Origin of the sequence: Microbacterium esteraromaticum (assembly GCF_028747645.1) — a bacterium.
Taxonomy (GTDB): Bacteria; Actinomycetota; Actinomycetes; order Actinomycetales; family Microbacteriaceae; genus Microbacterium; species Microbacterium esteraromaticum_C.
In genome coordinates, this window is record NZ_CP118100.1 from 644,249 (window position 1) to 661,737 (window position 17,489).

Annotated in this window: 14 protein-coding genes; 11 read left to right on the forward strand and 3 right to left on the reverse strand. The window is 67.3% G+C overall.

The window, feature by feature from the left end:
• Positions 1-61: 61 nt before the first annotated feature.
• The gene (locus PTQ19_RS02935; protein ID WP_179409042.1) at positions 62-448 is read left to right on the forward strand and encodes a DUF3054 domain-containing protein; all 387 of its coding nucleotides are present in this window, start codon (positions 62-64) and stop codon (positions 446-448) included.
• A gap of 7 nt (positions 449-455) precedes the next feature.
• Here PTQ19_RS02935 and PTQ19_RS02940 read toward each other — a convergent pair whose 3' ends face one another.
• From PTQ19_RS02940 to PTQ19_RS02950, 3 genes are all read right to left on the reverse strand, one after another.
• A complete protein-coding gene (locus PTQ19_RS02940; protein ID WP_179409041.1) occupies positions 456-944 on the reverse strand; it encodes a SprT-like domain-containing protein in 489 nt (162 codons plus the stop codon).
• Between the two features lie 79 nt (positions 945-1,023).
• A complete protein-coding gene (locus tag PTQ19_RS02945; protein WP_179409040.1) occupies positions 1,024-1,554 on the reverse strand; it encodes a hypothetical protein in 531 nt (176 codons plus the stop codon).
• Positions 1,555-1,659: 105 nt separating this feature from the next.
• A complete protein-coding gene (locus tag PTQ19_RS02950; protein ID WP_274368384.1) occupies positions 1,660-2,529 on the reverse strand; it encodes a spermidine synthase in 870 nt (289 codons plus the stop codon).
• Between the two features lie 190 nt (positions 2,530-2,719).
• On the opposite strand from PTQ19_RS02950, the gene PTQ19_RS02955 reads away from it, so the two are divergent.
• From PTQ19_RS02955 to PTQ19_RS03000, 10 genes are all read left to right on the forward strand, one after another.
• Complete coding sequence (locus PTQ19_RS02955) at positions 2,720-4,012, forward strand: sugar ABC transporter substrate-binding protein (protein ID WP_274368385.1); 1,293 nt, start codon at positions 2,720-2,722, stop codon at positions 4,010-4,012.
• Between the two features lie 14 nt (positions 4,013-4,026).
• Complete coding sequence (locus PTQ19_RS02960) at positions 4,027-5,001, forward strand: carbohydrate ABC transporter permease (protein WP_274368386.1); 975 nt, start codon at positions 4,027-4,029, stop codon at positions 4,999-5,001.
• A complete protein-coding gene (locus PTQ19_RS02965) occupies positions 4,998-5,831 on the forward strand; it encodes a carbohydrate ABC transporter permease (protein ID WP_274368387.1) in 834 nt (277 codons plus the stop codon). Before PTQ19_RS02960 ends, PTQ19_RS02965 begins: the two co-directional genes overlap by 4 nt.
• Positions 5,828-7,306 carry a glycoside hydrolase family 3 N-terminal domain-containing protein gene (locus PTQ19_RS02970; protein WP_274368388.1) on the forward strand — a complete coding sequence of 493 codons (1,479 nt, stop codon included), beginning with the start codon at positions 5,828-5,830 and terminating at the stop codon, positions 7,304-7,306. The genes PTQ19_RS02965 and PTQ19_RS02970 overlap by 4 nt, the downstream gene beginning before the upstream one ends.
• A 14-nt stretch (positions 7,307-7,320) precedes the next feature.
• Positions 7,321-8,127, forward strand: a complete 807-nt coding sequence (locus PTQ19_RS02975; RefSeq protein ID WP_274368389.1) for a MurR/RpiR family transcriptional regulator — start codon at positions 7,321-7,323, stop codon at positions 8,125-8,127.
• Between the two features lie 175 nt (positions 8,128-8,302).
• Complete coding sequence (locus PTQ19_RS02980) at positions 8,303-9,982, forward strand: ABC transporter substrate-binding protein (RefSeq protein ID WP_274368390.1); 1,680 nt, start codon at positions 8,303-8,305, stop codon at positions 9,980-9,982.
• A gap of 80 nt (positions 9,983-10,062) precedes the next feature.
• Entirely contained in the window at positions 10,063-11,067 is a 1,005-nt protein-coding gene (locus PTQ19_RS02985) for an ABC transporter permease (protein ID WP_274368391.1), read from the forward strand.
• A complete protein-coding gene (locus tag PTQ19_RS02990) occupies positions 11,067-12,035 on the forward strand; it encodes an ABC transporter permease (protein ID WP_222445276.1) in 969 nt (322 codons plus the stop codon). The genes PTQ19_RS02985 and PTQ19_RS02990 overlap by 1 nt, the downstream gene beginning before the upstream one ends.
• Positions 12,032-13,726, forward strand: a complete 1,695-nt coding sequence (locus PTQ19_RS02995) for an ABC transporter ATP-binding protein (protein WP_274368392.1) — start codon at positions 12,032-12,034, stop codon at positions 13,724-13,726. Before PTQ19_RS02990 ends, PTQ19_RS02995 begins: the two co-directional genes overlap by 4 nt.
• A 223-nt stretch (positions 13,727-13,949) precedes the next feature.
• Positions 13,950-17,450 carry a DNA-directed RNA polymerase subunit beta gene (locus PTQ19_RS03000; RefSeq protein ID WP_274368393.1) on the forward strand — a complete coding sequence of 1,167 codons (3,501 nt, stop codon included), beginning with the start codon at positions 13,950-13,952 and terminating at the stop codon, positions 17,448-17,450.
• Positions 17,451-17,489 lie beyond the last annotated feature (39 nt).

The window sequence follows — 17,489 nt, forward strand, 5'->3', positions numbered from 1 at the left end:
GACAGGCCAGCGCCCGCGCGCCGCCGCGCCGGGGCGCCGCAGGCGCGTAGGGTCTGATGACATGAGGTACCTGCCCGCGCTCATCGTCGACGCCGTTCTGGTGCTCGTTTTCGCCGCTATCGGACGGGCCTCGCACAATGAGGACCCCCTGGGATTCGTGCTCACCGCCTGGCCATTCCTGATCGCACTCGTGCTGGGTCATGCGATTGCCGCACTGGTTCCGGCGCGTCCGCGGCGTCCGTGGTCACTGGGCTGGGGAGTGATCGTGTGGGTGGTCACTGTCGCCGGAGGGATGCTGCTGCGCATCGCCACGGGTGACACCGCCGAGACGCCGTTCATCATCGTCGCGACGCTGGTGCTGGGTGCGTTCTTGCTGGGCTGGCGGCTGATCACGATGCTGGTGCGCAGGTTCCGGGCACCCGCCGAGGCACCGACGACCGAGTCGTAGGTCGGCGTCAGCGCGGCATCTGTGCCGCGAGGCGATCGGCAGCGGTGATCTCGCGCCGACGCCATTCGAACAGGTATCGGCGGTCGAATCGCCGCGAGCACTTGGCGCACGATGTCTCGCGCGCCGGCCGCCGATGGCGGTAGGCGACATGGCCCGAGGGACACTGGCCGACCCAGGGCGCCAGTTCGGTGGCCGTCTCGCCGTGATGCGTCGTGCCGCCGACGTAGCCCAGGCGGCGCGCTACGCGCTTCCACTCCGCGCCGTGCCCTGCGCCGTGCCCGGCCAGCGCGTGGGCCACCTCGTGCAGCAGGGTCTGATGGATCTCGTCGTCATCGAAGCGGGCGGCCAGATAGCGCGACACGGTGATGCGCTTGCGCTGGTAGTCGCAGAGGCCTGCGCGGCGCTTGGCATGGTCGAAGTCGAAGGTCCACGAATCGTCGAGATGCATGCGGATCAGCGCTTCACCCCACACACGCACGCGATTCAGATCGGCCATGTGATCAGAGTAGGGCGGGCGACCGACATCGGGCAGCCCCAATCCTCGGCGGGCTGCCGACCAGGTCGGCGGCGTCGACTCAGGCGAAGACGCTGGGCTCGACCGCGCTGCGGCGCTCGGCTGCCTCGATCGCGCGCAGGGCCTTCTCGAGTTCGCTGTCGTCAGCACCGGCCGAGCGACGCAGAAACAGCGACTGCTTGAAGCTGTCGCGCGCCTCGTCGAAGTCGCCGGCCTCGTAGGCGTTCTTGCCGTGGTGCTGGTAGGCGAAGGCGGCGATTCCGGCCCAGCCCTGCCCCTCGGCCTCATGCGCGCAAGTCGCGAGCTCCTGCGCGGCTGCGGCGTGGGATCCGCGGTTCTGCAGCACGGTGGCATGCAACACGCGCGCCCGCAGCAGGTCCTTGCGGGTGCCGGCCATCCGAGCCTGACGCACGGTCTCTTCGGCCAGCGCGAGCGCCTCATCAAGGCGGTCGAGCACCTTCAGCAACCACACGCGTTCCAGCAGTACCGGCAGGCTGCGCTGGTTCTCGATCTCGGCCAGGCGCGCCATGCACTCGCGCGCATCCACCAGTTCACGAAGCGTGTCGGGGTCGTATCCCTGGATCAAATTCACGACGTCGGCTCCTCTCCGTGACCGCTGTCCAGTCTGCCCCGCCGGACACGGAACCGGGGGAGCCACGCCCGACGCGCGCCAACCATCCGGCGCGTGTGAGGCGCCTCACTTCAGGAACAGTCCGGAATCGGGTCGGGGGGATGCCACAGCATCGGCATCCGTCACGATCGCGGCTCCGCGGGCGAAGGCCGCGACCTCGTCGCCCTGGGCGATCTTCGCGGGGTGAGGGCCGGCCGCAAGCAGCCGCGGCAACCACTCGGTGGGCAGCTCGCTCGTCGAAGCGACCAGGACGAGATTGCCGAAGCGGCGTCCCTTCAGCACCTGGGCGTCGGCGAGCAGGGCGACCTCGCGGAACACGTTCGAGACGGTCGCGACCTGGCGCCGGGCGAACGCGAGCCCGGGGCCGTCGGCGACGTTGACCAGCAGCACGCCGGTGGGCGAGAGCAGGCCGGCGATCTCGCGGTAGAACTCGATGCTCGTCAGGTGTGCCGGGGTCTGCGCCCCCGAGAAGACGTCCGAGACGACGAGGTCGCAGTGGCCGGTCAGCGCGGGTGGCATCCGGTTCAGCCCCTCCCGGGCGTCGCCGATGCGCACGCGGATCGCCGCACCTCGCGGTAGCGGCAGGTGCTCGCGTACGAGCGCGACGAGCGGGGCCTCCCACTCGATGACCTGCTGGCGCGAGCCCGGGCGGGTGGTGGCGATGTACCGGGGGAGGGTCATTGCGCCGGCGCCGAGGTGCACCGCGCTGAGTGGGGCGGATGCTGTCGCGCCGAGCTGGTCGATGACGGCGCCCATCCGCACGATGTACTCGAAGTGCAGGTGCGTGGGATCGTCGAGGTCGACGTGCGACTGCGGTGTGCCGTCGACGATCAGCTCGAACCCGCTCGTGAACTCGGATGCTGCGATCTCGGCCGATCCGCCGTGGTCCAGCCGCGCCCGCGGGTTCTCGTGCTCGCTCCCGCGTGATCTGCCCATGCCAGAAGCCTAGCCAGCCCGCTGCGCTCGTTTCCCTGCGCGGGTGGGGTGCTGCCCAACGTGTTCGGAAGGAATTATCACGACTCGGCCACGCCGCTGGGAACAACTTGCAGTGAATTAATTAGTAATGGATACTTTCTAATACGGAGGCGCTGGGCGCCATAGGACGTTTCAAAGAGGAGATCACCCGATGCACAAGCGCATTCTTCCGGTCATTGCTCTCGGAGCAGTGGCCACCCTCGGCCTCGCGGCATGCACCGGCGGCAGCGGTTCCGCCGACGGCGCCACCGACGGCGAGGGCCAGGAGCTCACCGTCTGGATCATGAAGGGCACCAACCCCGACGCATCCGCATTCTACGACGCCGTCTCGGACGCCTTCGAAGAGAAGACCGGCGCCACGGTCACCATCGAAGAGGTGCAGTGGGCAGACGCTCACGACCGCTTCGTGACCTCGATCGCCGGTGGCACCACCCCCGACATCGCCGAGACCGGCACCACCTGGACCGCCGAGTTCGCCGACGCCGGCGCGCTGCTGCCGATCGACGAGTACGTCGACGCCGAGTCGGGTCTGCGTGACGACCTGGTCGAGGGCCTGGCCGTGGCCGGCACCTACGGCGAAGAGCTCTATGGCATGCCCTGGTACGCCGGTGTGCGCGCACTCATGTACCGCACCGACGTGTTCGAAGAGCTGGGCCTCGAGGTCCCCACCACGTGGGACGAGATCGTCACCGCGGGTGAGGCCATCAAGGCCGCCAAGCCCGAGATGATGGCCTTCCCGGTTCCCGGTGACGCCGAGTTCCAGGTCTACCCCTGGGTCTGGGGCGCGGGCGGCGAGATCGCCACGCTCGAGGGCGACACCTGGACCAGCGAGCTCGACAGCGCCGAGTCGCGTGCCGGCCTGCAGTTCTACACCGACCTGGCCACCAAGCACGGCTTCTCGTCGGCCGGTGCCACCACGTGGCGCGAGACCGACCTCAGCGACGCCTTCTCGCAGGGCAACGTCGCGATGATGCTGAACGGCTCGTGGACCCCGAACGCACTCGTCGAGGCCAACCCCGAGCTCGAGGGCAAGATCGGCGCGGCGACCATCCCCGCGCAGGACGGCGGCGTCGCCCCGTCGGTTCTGGGTGGCTCGCACCTCTCGGTGTTCAACACCACCAAGAACGCCGACCTGGCTTGGGAGTTCGTCAAGCTGATGACCACGGGCGAGTTCGCCGAGCAGTGGGCTGCCGAGACCGGCTACTTCCCCGGCGTCGCCTCGGCGATGGAAGAGGCACTCGCCTCGACCGACCCGCTGATCGCCCCGTTCGCACAGCAGATGGTCGAGGGTGGCGCATCCGTGCCGGTGACCCCGAACTTCGGTGCCGTCCAGGCCAAGAAGACCACCAACGCAATGCTGCAGTCCATCCTCAGCGGCCAGAAGGACGTCGAGACGGCGACCAAGGAAGCCGCCGTTGAGATGACCGACCTGCTCAACAAGTAAGGCACGACACCTCCATGTCAATGGTGCAAGCACCACCGCTGGCCACGGAAGCGGAGAACTCTCCCGCTCCCGTGGCCGGCGGCCGCAACCGCAGGGGCCTGTCCCTGGTCGCGGCACGTCCCTGGCTTCTGCTGGCCCCCGGGCTGATCATCCTCGCGGTGCTCATGCTCTGGCCGCTCGTCCAGGTGTTCATCTACTCGCTGCAGGACTACGGCCTGCGCCAGATCAACACCGGCGAGAACAACTGGATCGGACTCGGCAACTACGTCGAGGCACTCAGCGATCCGACGCTGTGGACTGTGGTGCTGCCCAACACGGTCGGCTTCGCGGCCGTGGCGGTGTTCGTCACGGTCGCGGTCGGCACGCTCGTCGCGCTGCTTCTTGCGCGCCTGAGCACGCTGTGGCGGACCATCGTGTCCAGCTGCATCATGATCGCCTGGGCGATGCCGGCCGTCACCGGCACGTACGTCTGGACGTTCATCTTCGATGCCGACCGCGGCATCTTCAACGCGGTCCTCAAGGACCTCGGCCTGATCGACCAGTCGGTGAACTGGTTCACCAACCAGTGGTCGTTCTACGCGATCGTCCTGCTCAACGTCGTGCACCACGGCTTCCCGTTCGTGGCCATCACGGTGCTCGCCGGTCTGCTGGGCGTCTCGAAAGAGATGCTCGAGGCAGCCGCGATCGATGGTGCCAACGCCTGGACGCGCTTCTGGCGCATCACCTTCCCGACCCTGCGCCCCGTGTTCGCCGTGGTCATCATCCTGTCGACGATCTGGGACTTCAAGGTCTTCGCGCAGGTGTACCTGATGCCGGGTGGTAGCGGCGGCAACCGCGCCGTGCTCAACCTCGGTGTCTGGTCGTACGTCGAGTCGTTCGGGCAGAACCGGTACGGCTTCGGAGCCGCACTGGCCGTGCTGCTCACCCTGGTGCTGATCGGCATCACGATCGTCTACATCCGCTTCCTCATGAAGGAGGACGAGCTGTGAACCCCCGCCCTCGTCTCAGCTCGCGCATCGGCGTCGGAGTCGCGGTCGTCGCCGTCCTCGTCTTCACGCTCTTCCCGGTGTACTGGATGGTCTCCAGTGCGCTCGACGCCAAGGCCTCCAGCGGTGGCCAGTCGCTCGTGCCGCAGGAGTTCACGTTCGACAACTTCGCCTACGTGCTCACCGACGGCGGTTTCGGCACCTACCTGCGCAACTCGGCGATCGTGGCGCTGGTCACGGTGCTGGTCAGCGCGCTGGTGTGCCTGCTCGCGGCCGTCGCGGTCGCCCGCTTCCGATTCAAGTTCCGCACCATGATCCTGATGATGATCCTCATCGTGCAGATGGTGCCGCTCGAAGCGCTCGTGATCCCGCTGTTCCTGCAGGTCAAGAGCCTGGGCCTGCTCAACAGCATCCTCGGCCTGATGGTCGTCTACGTCGCACTCTCGCTCGCGTTCGGCATCTGGATGCTGCGCGGCTTCGTCGCAGCCGTTCCGGTCGAGCTCGAAGAAGCCGCCTACATCGACGGCGCCAGCTGGTGGCGCATGTTCCGCTCGGTGCTGCTGCCGCTCGTCATGCCGGGTCTGGTCGCCACGAGCATCTTCAGCTTCATCACCGCCTGGAACGAGTTCATCTTCGCGATGACGATCCTCGGCGGGGCGAGCGACCAGTACACCGTCTCGATCGGTCTGAAGTCATTCTTCGGGCTGCACGCCAACGAGTGGGGCTACATCATGGCTGCCTCGACGATCATCACCATCCCGGTCATGATCTTCTTCATCATCGTTCAGCGCCGGCTCTCGGCCGGCATGGTTGCAGGGGCGGTCAAGGGATGAACATCGACGAACTCGAGCGCCTCGCAAACGGCGTGCTGTGGCCGGGCTTCCTCGGCACGACCGCGCCGGAGTGGCTGCAGCACGAGCTGGGCCGCGGCCTCGCCGGTGCGGTGTACTTCGGTCAGAACCTCGGCCCGGGCCTGTCGGACCTCAGCACCGAGATCCTCACCGCCAACCCGGACGCCCTGATCGGCATCGATGAGGAGGGCGGCAGCGTCACCCGCCTCGAAGCGGTCGACGGATCGACCCTGCCCAGCGCCTACCAGCTGGGCCGTCTGGATGACGTCGCCGCCACGAAGGCGAACGGCGCTGAGATCGCGCGCCGCGTGCAGGCCGTGGGCGGCAACGTCGCGCTGGCACCGGTCGCCGATGTCAACACCGACCCCCGCAACCCCGTGATCGGGGCGCGCTCTTTCGGCCCGGATGAGGCCGTCGTCGCGCGTCACACCGTGGCCGCGCTGGAGGGCATCCAGGGCACGGGCGTCGCCGCGTGCGTCAAGCACTTCCCTGGGCACGGCGACACTCACCTCGACTCGCACCACGACCTGCCGGTGATCACTCTGGACGTCGACGAGTTCGACCGGGTGCATGTCGAGCCGTTCCGCGCCGCCGTCGCGGCCGGAGTGGATGCCGTCATGACCGCTCACATCGTCGTTCCGGCGTGGGGCGAGCAGCCCGCGACGCTGAACGCGCACGTGCTGGGCATGCTGCGCGAGGCCGGTTTCGAAGGCGTCATCATCACGGATGCCCTCGACATGGCCGCCATTCGCGAGACGGTCGGCCTTGGTGGGGGAGCAGCCCGCGCCCTCGCCGCCGGTGCCGACCTGCTGTGCATCGGCAACCCGACCAACCCCGGCGACGCCGCGTTCCCCGATCAGGACGAGCGCGACTTCCACGCCGCCCGCAACGGCATCATCGCCGCGCTGCGCGACGGTTCGCTCTCCCGGGAGCGGGTCGAACAGGCGGCAGCCCGTGTGGCTGCGCTGGCGACCAAGCTCCGTGGCGAGTCCCCGAACGAAGGCGCCGAGCCACTCGACCTCGACCCGATCGTGCGTCGTGCGATCTCGGTCACGGGCGCCCTGCCGGCAGCATCCGACTTGCACGTGCTCGACGCACGTCGACGCTCGACCCTCGCGGTCGACAGCGCCGCATCGTACGTCTCGCAGACGTTGGCCGGCGACGGCGCGTGCGTGCGCCTGGATGTCACGACCGCGTCGACGGACGAGCAGGACGCCGCTGTGGATGCTGCACATGCGGCATCCGCCCTGCCGGTCATCCTGGTGGACTCGCCCGACACCAGCGCTGCGCAGCGCGCGCTGGTCGAGCGAGCCGCCGTACGTGCGCCGGGTGCCGTCGTCGTCAACGTGGGCCTGGCAGCGCGGGAGCCGCTGCCGTTGCCGACGGTCGAGGTCGGAGCAGCCAGCCGGATCAGCGCGCGCCTCACACGGGAGATGCTGCTCGGGCGCACGGGCTGAAGCCGTGAACCTCCGTGGACGATGACGTTCTTGAGCAGGTTCGGCGCTCGATACCCGGACTGAGCGCAGCTGAGAGGAAGGTTGCCGAGCGGTTGCTCGTCGACCCGACGGTTGTGATCGACCTGGCGATCAACGACCTGGCGAAGCTGTGCTCGACCTCGATCTCGACAGTCGCACGCTTCGCGCAGTCACTCGGCTTCAGCGGGTACCGCGAGCTGCGAGTCGCGGTGGCGCGCTCACTCACGCTGCAGCAGGCGCAGCAGGTGCGATTCGGTCTGGAGACCACCGCGATCTCGTGCGATGACAGCACCGCACAGGTCGCCGCGAAGCTGGCTGCGCGTGAGATCGACGCGATCGAGACGGCCGCGCGGACGCTCGACGTCGCGGCGCTCGATCGGGTCGCCGAGGCGGTCGCGGATGCCAGGTGCGTCGACGTCTTCGGCCAGGGTGGATCGTCTCTGGTGGCTCAGGACCTGCAGTTCAAGCTCGCGCGGATCGGGTGCGTGGCGTCGCACTCGGCAGATCCGCACATGGCGCTGACGATGGCGGCTCTGCGCGGCCCGCGAGACGTCGCGATCGGCGTCTCGCACACGGGCGAGACGATCGAGACCATTCGCGTGCTCGAGGCTGCGCGCGCGGCAGGCGCACTGACGGTGGCGATCACGAGCGCCGCCGGTGCTCCGGTCGCGACGGTCGCCGACGTCGTGCTGATCACGCACGCACGCGACTCGTCGTTCCGTGGCGCGGCGATGTCGAGTCGGATCGCGTTGCTCGCACTCGTCGATGTGCTGTTCGTCCGCGTCGCGCAGCGCCGCGGATAGTCGTCGCGACCGGGAGGGCGAAGGCTGCGACGGGGTCCGGCTCAAGCCGATACCGGATCGCAACCTTCGGAGGTTTGGAATACCCGCGTCGGCTGGGTACCTTCGGAGCATCACGTGTGAGGGTGCGATGCTGCACCCGGACCGCGCAATGAAGCGTTCACAAGAGAGGTTCATCATGACCCACAGCCCCCTGCGCCGACGAGGGCTCGCCCTCGCAGCCGGAGCCGGTGTCGCGGCCCTGCTGCTGACCGGATGCGTCGCCAGCGAGCGCGACGACAGCGCCGATGACGGTGGCGGATCCGACGTTGACACGACGTTCGTCTTTGCGGCGTCGTCCGACCCGGCCAGCCTTGACCCCTCCCTCGCCCAGGACGGTGAGACCTTCCGCGTCTCGCGTCAGATCTTCGAGGGTCTGGTGGGCACCGAGCCGGGCACCGCTGACCCGGCTCCGCTGCTCGCCGAGGAATGGGAGTCGTCCGAGGACGGCATGTCGCACACCTTCACGCTGAAGCAGGACGTGACCTTCCACGACGGCACGCCGTTCAACGCCGAGGCCGTGTGCTTCAACTTCGACCGCTGGTACAACTGGACCGGCGTGCTGGCCTCCGAGGCTGTGGGCTACTACTACAACAAGCTCTTCAAGGGCTACGCGTCCAACCCCGACGATGCCGTGTACAAGTCGTGCACGACGGAGGGCGACGACAAGGTCACGATCGAGCTGAACAAGCCGTTCGCCGGCTTCGTAGCATCCCTCTCGCTCCCCGCCTTCGCCATGCAGAGTCCCTCGGCGCTCGAGGAGTTCTCGGCCGACGAGGTCGGCGGCACCGCCGAGGCGCCCGTGCTCTCGGAGTACGCGCAGGGCCACCCGGTCGGTACCGGTCCCTTCCAGTTCGACTCGTGGGCCCCGGGTGAGAACGTCACCCTGACCGCCTACGACGACTACTGGGGCGAGCAGGGCCAGATCGAAGAGGTCATCTTCCGCGTGATCGGCGACCCGACGGCGCGCCGCCAGGCGCTCGAGGCCGGCGATATCGACGGCTACGACCTGGTCGGCCCGGCCGACACGCAAGCGCTCGAAGACAAGGGCTTCACCATGGTGTCGCGCCCGCCGTTCACGGTGCTCTACCTTGCCTTCAACCAGGCCGTTCCCGAGCTGCAGGACCTCGAGGTGCGTCAGGCGCTGTCGTACGCCATCGACAAGGACGCGCTGATCAAGCAGGTGCTGCCCGAGGGCACCGAGAAGGCGACGCAGTTCGTGCCGCCGGTCGTCAACGGCTACAACGAGGGCGTCACCACGTACGACTACGACCCCGACATGGCCAAGTCGTTGCTCGAGGATGCCGGCTACACGGCCGACAACCCGCTGTCGCTGACCTTCAACTACCCGGTCAATGTCTCGCGCCCCTACATGCCGGACCCCGAGCAGATCTTCACCGTGCTGGCCCGCCAGCTCGAAGAGGTCGGCGTGCAGATCACGCCCGAGACCGACGCATGGAACCCGGACTACCTCGAGAAGATCACCGCGACGCCCGACCACGGCATCCACCTGCTCGGCTGGACCGGTGACTACAACGACACCGACAACTTCGTCGGCGTCTTCTTCGGCCAGCAGAGCTCCGAGTGGGGCTTCGACAACCCCGAGCTGTTCACGGCCCTGTCCGAGGCCCGCGGCGTGTCGAGCATCGACGAGCAGACGCCGCTGTACGAGGCGATCAACGAGCAGGTCGCGCAGTTCATCCCCGGTGTGCCGATCGCGCACCCGGCGCCGACCCTGGCATTCGACGAGCGGGTGGAGAGCTACCCGGCGAGCCCGGTGAACGACGAGGTCTTCACCGACATCGTGCTCACCAAGTAAGCCGTCCACGCGGCGATCACGCGTCCTGACGCCCCACGAGGGCGCCAGGACGCGTGATCCCGCCATACCCGGAGACCACCTTGCTGCGAACCATCGGCAAGCGGCTTCTGCTGCTCATCCCCACCCTTTTCGGCCTCAGCATTCTGCTGTTCGCCTGGGTCCGCGCTCTTCCCGGAGGGCCGGCCGTCGCCCTTCTCGGTGAGAAGGCGACACCCGAGGCGATCGAGCAGGTCAACGAGCTCTACGGCTTCAATCGTCCGCTGTACGAGCAGTACTTCATCTGGGTCAGTCGCCTGCTGCAGGGCGACTTCGGCTCATCCATCGTCACGGGGCGCCCCGTGACCGAGGAGTTCTTCCGCCGGTTCCCGGCGACCATCGAGCTCAGTGTGCTCGCGCTGATCTTCGCGATCGGCATCGGTGTTCCGCTGGGCTACTGGGCGGCGCGCCGCCACGGCAAATGGACGGATCACACCGCGGTCGTGTTCAGCCTGATCGGCATCACGATCCCGGTGTTCTTCCTGGCCTTCATCCTGAAGTACATCTTCGCGGTGCAGCTGGGATGGCTTCCCTCGGACGGCCGCCAGAGCGCGCGAATAGATGCCACACACGTCACCGGCTTCTACGTCTGGGACGGCATCATCACCGGCGAGTTCGACGCGTCATGGGATGCCATCCAGCATCTGATCCTGCCGGCGCTGGCGCTCGGCACGATCCCGCTGGCGATCATCGTGCGCATCACGAGGGCCAGCGTGCTCGAAGTGCAGAACGCCGACTACGTGCGCACCGGCAAGGCCAAGGGCGTCTCGACGCCCACGCTGCGCAACCGCTTCATCCTGCGCAACGCGATGCTGCCGGTGATCACCACGATCGGCCTGCAGACCGGGCTGCTGATCTCGGGGGCGGTGCTCACCGAGACGGTGTTCGCCTTCCCCGGCATCGGCTCGTTCCTGGCGCGATCGATCTTCGCGCGAGACTTCCCGGTGCTGCAGGGGTTCATCATCTTCATCGCCATCGCGTACGCGCTGATCAACCTCGCCGTTGACGTGTCGTACAGCCTGATCGATCCGAGAGTGAGGGTTCAGTGATGAGCGCAGTGCTCCCACCCGCACAGGGCCCGGGCGCGGGCCCGCAGAGCGGCGGATCGCCCGAGACGGTGACCGTCGCCCAGGCCGAGCTGCACAAGAGCGGCAGTTTCTGGAGCGACGTGCTGCGTCGGCTGCGACACAATGTCACGGCGTGGATCGGCGGGGCGATCGTGGTGCTGTTCATCGCGGTTGCGGTGCTGGCTCCGCTGCTCGCGCCGTACCCCGAGACGGCGCTGCCCGGTGCCGAGTACATCACCCCGACGCACATCCCCGGGCCCGGTGAGCTGCCGCAGTTCCCGCTCGGCCTCGACCGTTTCGGCGGCGACGTGCTGTCGAAACTCATCTGGGGTGCACAGGCGTCGTTGATGGTCGGTGTGGTCTCGACCGCGCTGGGTCTTCTCGGCGGCATGCTGCTGGGACTCATCGCCGGCACCTTCGGCGGCTGGGTCGACACCGTCATCATGCGCATCGTCGACATCATCCTGTCGGTGCCCAACCTGCTGCTGGCCGTGTCGATCGCCGCGATCCTGGGGCAGACGCCCCAGGCGGTGATGATCGCCATCGGAGCGTCGCAGGTGCCCATCTTCGCGCGCCTGCTGCGGGCCTCCATGCTGCAGCAGCGCACCAGCGAGTACGTGTTGTCGGCGCAGACCCTCGGCCTCGGACGTGGCCGCATCACGATGTCGCACGTGCTTCCCAACGCGATCGGTCCGGTCATCGTGCAGGCGACCCTGACGCTGGCGACGGCGGTGATCGACGCCGCCGCGCTGTCGTTCCTGGGGCTCGGCGGCGGCGGTCCCGACACGGCGGAGTGGGGGCGGATGCTGACCTACGCGCAGAGTGAGTTGGCGATCGCGCCGTGGCTGGCGTTCCTGCCCGGTATCTGCATCGCCGTGACCGCGCTGGGCTTCACCCTGTTCGGTGAGGCGCTGCGCGAGGCGATGGACCCGAGGACGAGAGCGCGATGACCGAGAAGGAGAAGCAGATGAGCGCGCAGCCGCTGCTGCAGGTGTCGGGCCTGGCCGTGGACTTCACGACCATGGACGGCGTCGTGCACGCCGTCGAGGGCGTCGACTTGGAGATCGCGCCCGGTGAGACGGTTGCGATCGTCGGCGAGTCGGGCTCGGGCAAGTCGACCACAGCGATGGCCGTGATCGGTCTGCTCGCGTCGGGTGGGCGGGTGGCCGATGGCAGCATCCGTCTCGACGGACGCGAACTGGTCGGGGCATCCGAATCCGAGATGCAGAAGATCCGCGGGCGTGACATCGGCATGGTTCCGCAGGACCCGATGTCGAATCTGAACCCCGTCGCGAAGATCGGCACACAGGTCGCCGAGACGTTGCTCGCGCACGGCCTCGCCACGCGCTCAGACGTCAAGCAGAAGGTCGTCGAGGCGCTGTCGGCGGCGGGCCTGCCCGACCCCGAGCGGCGGGCCAAGCAGTACCCGCACGAGCTGTCGGGCGGTCTGCGCCAGCGCGCGCTGATCGCGATCGGACTCGCGTGCCGGCCGCGGTTGCTCATCGCCGATGAGCCGACCAGCGCGCTCGACGTCACGGTGCAGCAGACGATCCTCGATCAGCTCGGCGAGATGACGCGCGAGCTGGGCACCGCGGTGCTGCTGATCACGCACGACCTGGGGTTGGCCGCCGAGCGGGCGCAGCGCGTCGTGGTGATGCACCGCGGACGTGTGGTCGAGCAGGGCAACGCCCGCCAGATCCTCGAGAACCCGCAACACGCGTACACGCAGAGCCTTGTCAGTGCGGCGCCGTCTATCGCGGCGGCGCGTCTGCAACCAGAGGTCTTCGAAGGCGCGCAGGTCTCCGAGAGCGCAGAAGCGGATGCCGGTGCGGCGGCGCCCGAGGGGAGCAAGGCCGCGAACATCGTCGAGATCGAGGGGCTGCGCAAGGTGTACCCGGTGCGCGGCCGTTCCGACGACTTCATCGCGGTCGACGATGTCTCGCTCGCGATCCCGCGCGGAAAGACCGTGGCGATCGTGGGGGAGTCCGGCTCGGGCAAGACCACGACGGCGCGGATGCTGCTGAAGCTGATCGAGCCGACGGCGGGCACGATCCGTTTCGAGGGGCGCGACATTCAGAGCTTCGATAAGGCGCAGGATCGCGAGTTCCGACAGCGTGTGCAGCCGATCTTCCAGGACCCGTATTCGAGTCTGAATCCGATGTTCACGATCGGGCGGCTGATCGGTGAGCCGTTGGAGTTCTACAAGCGCGGCAATCGTGCCGAGCGCCGCGCCAGGGTGCTCAAGCTGCTCGACGACGTCGCGCTGCCGGCATCCATGATGCAGCGCTACCCGTCCGAGCTCTCCGGAGGACAGCGCCAGCGCGTCGCGATCGCCAGGGCGCTGGCGCTCGCGCCCGACCTGATCGTGTGCGACGAGCCCGTCTCGGCGCTGGACGTGCTGGTGCAGGACCAGATCCTCACGCTGCTGGGCGACCTGCAGAAGGAGTACGGCCTGAGCTACCTGTTCATCTCGCACGACCTGGCCGTCGTGCGTCTGATCAGCGACTACGTGTGCGTCATGAAGGACGGCGCACTGGTCGAGGCGGCCACCAGCGAAGAGATCTTCACCAACCCGCGTGACCCCTATACGCGCACGCTGTTGGCATCCATCCCCGGCAACGAGCTGGGCATCGCGTCGTGACCACGGGGCGGGCGCGATGCGCCCGCCCCGTGCCAATACCGCAGGTTGCGGAATTGGTCAAGGATCACGCTTGCCATGTCGCACAATCGGGCTTATAGTAAAGAGTTGCGCTCGCTTCTCCGTGCCCTCATATGGTGGTCGGCATCCCGTTGAGTTTTCGAGCGCACTCACCGACGTCCAGGAATCGACCAGCCCCTTGCCCGGGCTGACGGAGGTTACTCCCTTGGCTGCTGCTCCCAACGCATCCACATCCACCACCAACAAGAACGGCCGCGGAGTCTCCCGCCTCTCGTTCGCCAAGATCTCCGACACGCTGACGGTCCCCGACCTGCTGGCGCTGCAGACCGAATCGTTCGGCTGGCTCGTCGGCAACGACGACTGGAAGGCCCGCGTGGCCGAGGCCAAGAAGGCCGGCCGCACCGACGTCGCCGAGATCTCGGGTCTGGGTGAGATCTTCGAAGAGATCTCGCCGATCGAGGACCTCGGCGAGACGATGCAGCTGTCGTTCACGAACCCGTACCTCGAGCCCGAGAAGTACTCGATCGACGAGTGCAAGGAGCGCGGCAAGACCTACGCCGCGCCGCTGTACGTCGAGGCCGAGTTCATGAACCACCAGACCGGTGAGATCAAGACTCAGACGGTCTTCATGGGTGACTTCCCGCTGCAGACCGACAAGGGAACGTTCATCATCAACGGCTCCGAGCGCGTCGTCGTCTCGCAGCTGGTGCGTTCGCCCGGTGTCTACTTCGACAAGACTCCCGACAAGACCAGTGACAAGGACATCGTCACCGCTCGCGTCATCCCCAGCCGTGGTGCCTGGCTCGAGTTCGAGATCGACAAGCGCGACCAGGTCGGCGTGCGCATCGACCGCAAGCGCAAGCAGTCCGTCACCGTCTTCCTGAAGGCGCTTGGCCTGACCAGCGAAGAGATCCTCGCCGAGTTCGCCGGCTACACCTCGATCGAAGAGACCCTGGCGAAGGACACCATCCTCACGCAGGAAGATGCGCTGCGCGACATCTACCGCAAGCTGCGTCCGGGCGAGCAGGTCGCCGCCGAGGCCGCGCGTTCGCTGCTGGACAACTTCTACTTCAACCCGAAGCGCTACGACCTGGCCAAGGTGGGTCGCTACAAGATCAACCACAAGCTGGGCCTCGCCAACCCGCTCACCGACTCGGTGCTCACGCGCGACGACATCGTCGCGACGATCAAGTACCTGGTGCGCGTGCACAGCGGCGACGAGACCTTCGAGGGCATCCGCGGCGGCAAGAAGACCGAGATCCGCATCGCCACCGATGACATCGACAACTTCGGCAACCGTCGCATCCGCGCCGTCGGTGAGCTGATCCAGAACCAGGTCCGCACCGGTCTGTCGCGCATGGAGCGCGTCGTCCGCGAGCGTATGACCACGCAGGACATCGAAGCGATCACGCCGCAGACCCTGATCAACGTGCGTCCCGTCGTGGCAGCGATCAAGGAGTTCTTCGGAACATCGCAGCTGTCGCAGTTCATGGACCAGAACAACCCGCTGGCCGGTCTCACCAACAAGCGCCGTCTGTCGGCGCTCGGCCCCGGTGGTCTCTCGCGTGATCGCGCCGGTGTCGAGGTCCGTGACGTCCACCCGTCGCACTACGGCCGCATGTGCCCGATCGAGACGCCGGAAGGCCCGAACATCGGTCTGATCGGTGCGCTCGCGACGTTCGCGCGCATCAACTCGTTCGGCTTCATCGAGACCCCGTACCGCAAGGTCGAGAACGGTGTCGTCACCGACCAGATCGACTACCTGACGGCAGCCGAAGAGGTCGACTTCAACATCGCACAGGCCAACGCGCCGCTGGACGCGGAGCGTCGCTTCCGCGAGAGCCACGTGCTGGCCCGCCCCCGCGGCGGTAGCGGTGAGGTCGACCTGTTCTTGCCCGAGGAGATCGGCTACATGGACGTCTCGCCGCGCCAGATGGTGTCGGTGGCGACCTCGCTCGTTCCCTTCCTTGAGCACGACGACGCGCAGCGCGCACTCATGGGTGCCAACATGCAGCGCCAGGCCGTGCCGCTGCTGCGCTCGGACTCGCCGCTGGTCGGTACCGGTATGGAGGGCTACACGGCCATCGACGCCGGTGACGTGGTCACCGCCGCCAAGGCCGGTGTCGTCAGCGAGGTCTCGGCCGATAAGGTCGTGGTCATGCTCGACGAGGGCGGCACGCAGGAGTACTACCTGCGCAAGTTCGCACGCTCGAACCAGGGCACGTCGTACAACCAGCGCGTGATCGTCAACGCCGGTGAGCGCGTCGAGGCCGGCGAGGTCATCGCCGACGGTCCCGCCACCGAGAACGGCGAGCTGGCGCTCGGAAAGAACCTGCTCGTGGCGTTCATGCCGTGGGAAGGCCACAACTTCGAGGACGCCATCATCCTCAGCCAGGAGCTGGTGAAGGACGACACCCTCTCGTCGATCCACATCGAGGAGTACGAGGTCGACGCCCGCGACACCAAGCTGGGTAAGGAGGAGATCACCCGTGACCTCCCCAACGTCAGCCCCGAGCTGCTGAAGGACCTCGACGAGCGCGGCATCATCCGCATCGGTGCCGAGGTGCGCCCCGGCGACATCCTGGTCGGAAAGGTCACGCCGAAGGGCGAGACCGAGCTCTCGGCCGAGGAGCGCCTGCTGCGCGCCATCTTCAACGAGAAGAGCCGTGAGGTTCGCGACACCTCGCTGAAGGTCCCGCACGGTGAGCAGGGCACGATCATCGCCGTCAAGGAGTTCAACGCCGAAGAGGGCGACGACGAGCTGGGCTCGGGCGTCAACCGCCGCGTCGTGGTCTACATCGCCCAGAAGCGCAAGATCACCGAGGGTGACAAGCTCGCCGGCCGCCACGGCAACAAGGGTGTCATCGCCAAGATCCTGCCCGTCGAGGACATGCCGTTCCTCGCGGACGGCACGTCGGTCGACGTCGTGCTGAACCCGCTGGGTATCCCGGGTCGAATGAACTTCGGTCAGGTGCTGGAGACCCACCTCGGGTGGATCGCCAAGCAGGGCTGGAAGATCGAGGGCAACCCGGAGTGGGCAGCGGCGCTGCCCGAGGAGGCCTACGACGTCGCCCCGAACACCAAGGTGGCCACGCCGGTGTTCGACGGCGCCACCGAGTACGAGATCTCGGGTCTGCTCGACTCGACGCGCGAGACGCGCGACGGAGAGCGTCTGATCGACCGCTCGGGCAAGACGCGTCTGTTCGACGGCCGCTCCGGCGAGCCGTTCCCGGACCCCATCTCGGTCGGCTACATGTACATCCTGAAGCTGCACCACCTCGTCGACGACAAGATCCACGCGCGTTCGACGGGTCCGTACTCGATGATCACCCAGCAGCCGCTCGGTGGTAAGGCGCAGTTCGGTGGACAGCGCTTCGGTGAGATGGAGGTGTGGGCCCTCGAGGCCTACGGCGCCGCGTACGCACTGCAGGAGCTGCTGACGATCAAGTCCGACGACATCCTTGGCCGCGTCAAGGTGTACGAGGCCATCGTCAAGGGCGAGAACATCCAGGAGCCCGGCATCCCCGAGTCCTTCAAGGTGCTCATGAAGGAGATGCAGTCGCTCTGCCTGAACGTCGAGGTGCTCTCGGCCGATGGCACCGCCGTCAACCTGCGGGACACCGACGACGAGGCCTTCCGTGCAGCGGAAGAGCTCGGCATCAACATCTCCAGCCGGTTCGAAGCCGCATCGATCGACGAGATCTGATCGCAGGCACAGCTCAGGGACCGCGTCCCTAAATACATA

What these genes read in the sequence shown, in the direction of transcription:
- PTQ19_RS02950 (WP_274368384.1), bottom strand. Translation starts at nt 2,529, where the DNA reads ATGGGCAGATCACGCGGGAGCGAGCACGAGAACCCGCGGGCGCGGCTG.
- PTQ19_RS02980 (WP_274368390.1), top strand. Translation starts at nt 8,303, where the DNA reads ATGACCCACAGCCCCCTGCGCCGACGAGGGCTCGCCCTCGCAGCCGGA.
- PTQ19_RS02995 (WP_274368392.1), top strand. Translation starts at nt 12,032, where the DNA reads ATGACCGAGAAGGAGAAGCAGATGAGCGCGCAGCCGCTGCTGCAGGTG.
- PTQ19_RS02970 (WP_274368388.1), top strand. Translation starts at nt 5,828, where the DNA reads ATGAACATCGACGAACTCGAGCGCCTCGCAAACGGCGTGCTGTGGCCG.
- PTQ19_RS02960 (WP_274368386.1), top strand. Translation starts at nt 4,027, where the DNA reads ATGTCAATGGTGCAAGCACCACCGCTGGCCACGGAAGCGGAGAACTCT.
- PTQ19_RS02940 (WP_179409041.1), bottom strand. Translation starts at nt 944, where the DNA reads ATGGCCGATCTGAATCGCGTGCGTGTGTGGGGTGAAGCGCTGATCCGC.
- PTQ19_RS02990 (WP_222445276.1), top strand. Translation starts at nt 11,067, where the DNA reads ATGAGCGCAGTGCTCCCACCCGCACAGGGCCCGGGCGCGGGCCCGCAG.
- PTQ19_RS02935 (WP_179409042.1), top strand. Translation starts at nt 62, where the DNA reads ATGAGGTACCTGCCCGCGCTCATCGTCGACGCCGTTCTGGTGCTCGTT.
- PTQ19_RS02955 (WP_274368385.1), top strand. Translation starts at nt 2,720, where the DNA reads ATGCACAAGCGCATTCTTCCGGTCATTGCTCTCGGAGCAGTGGCCACC.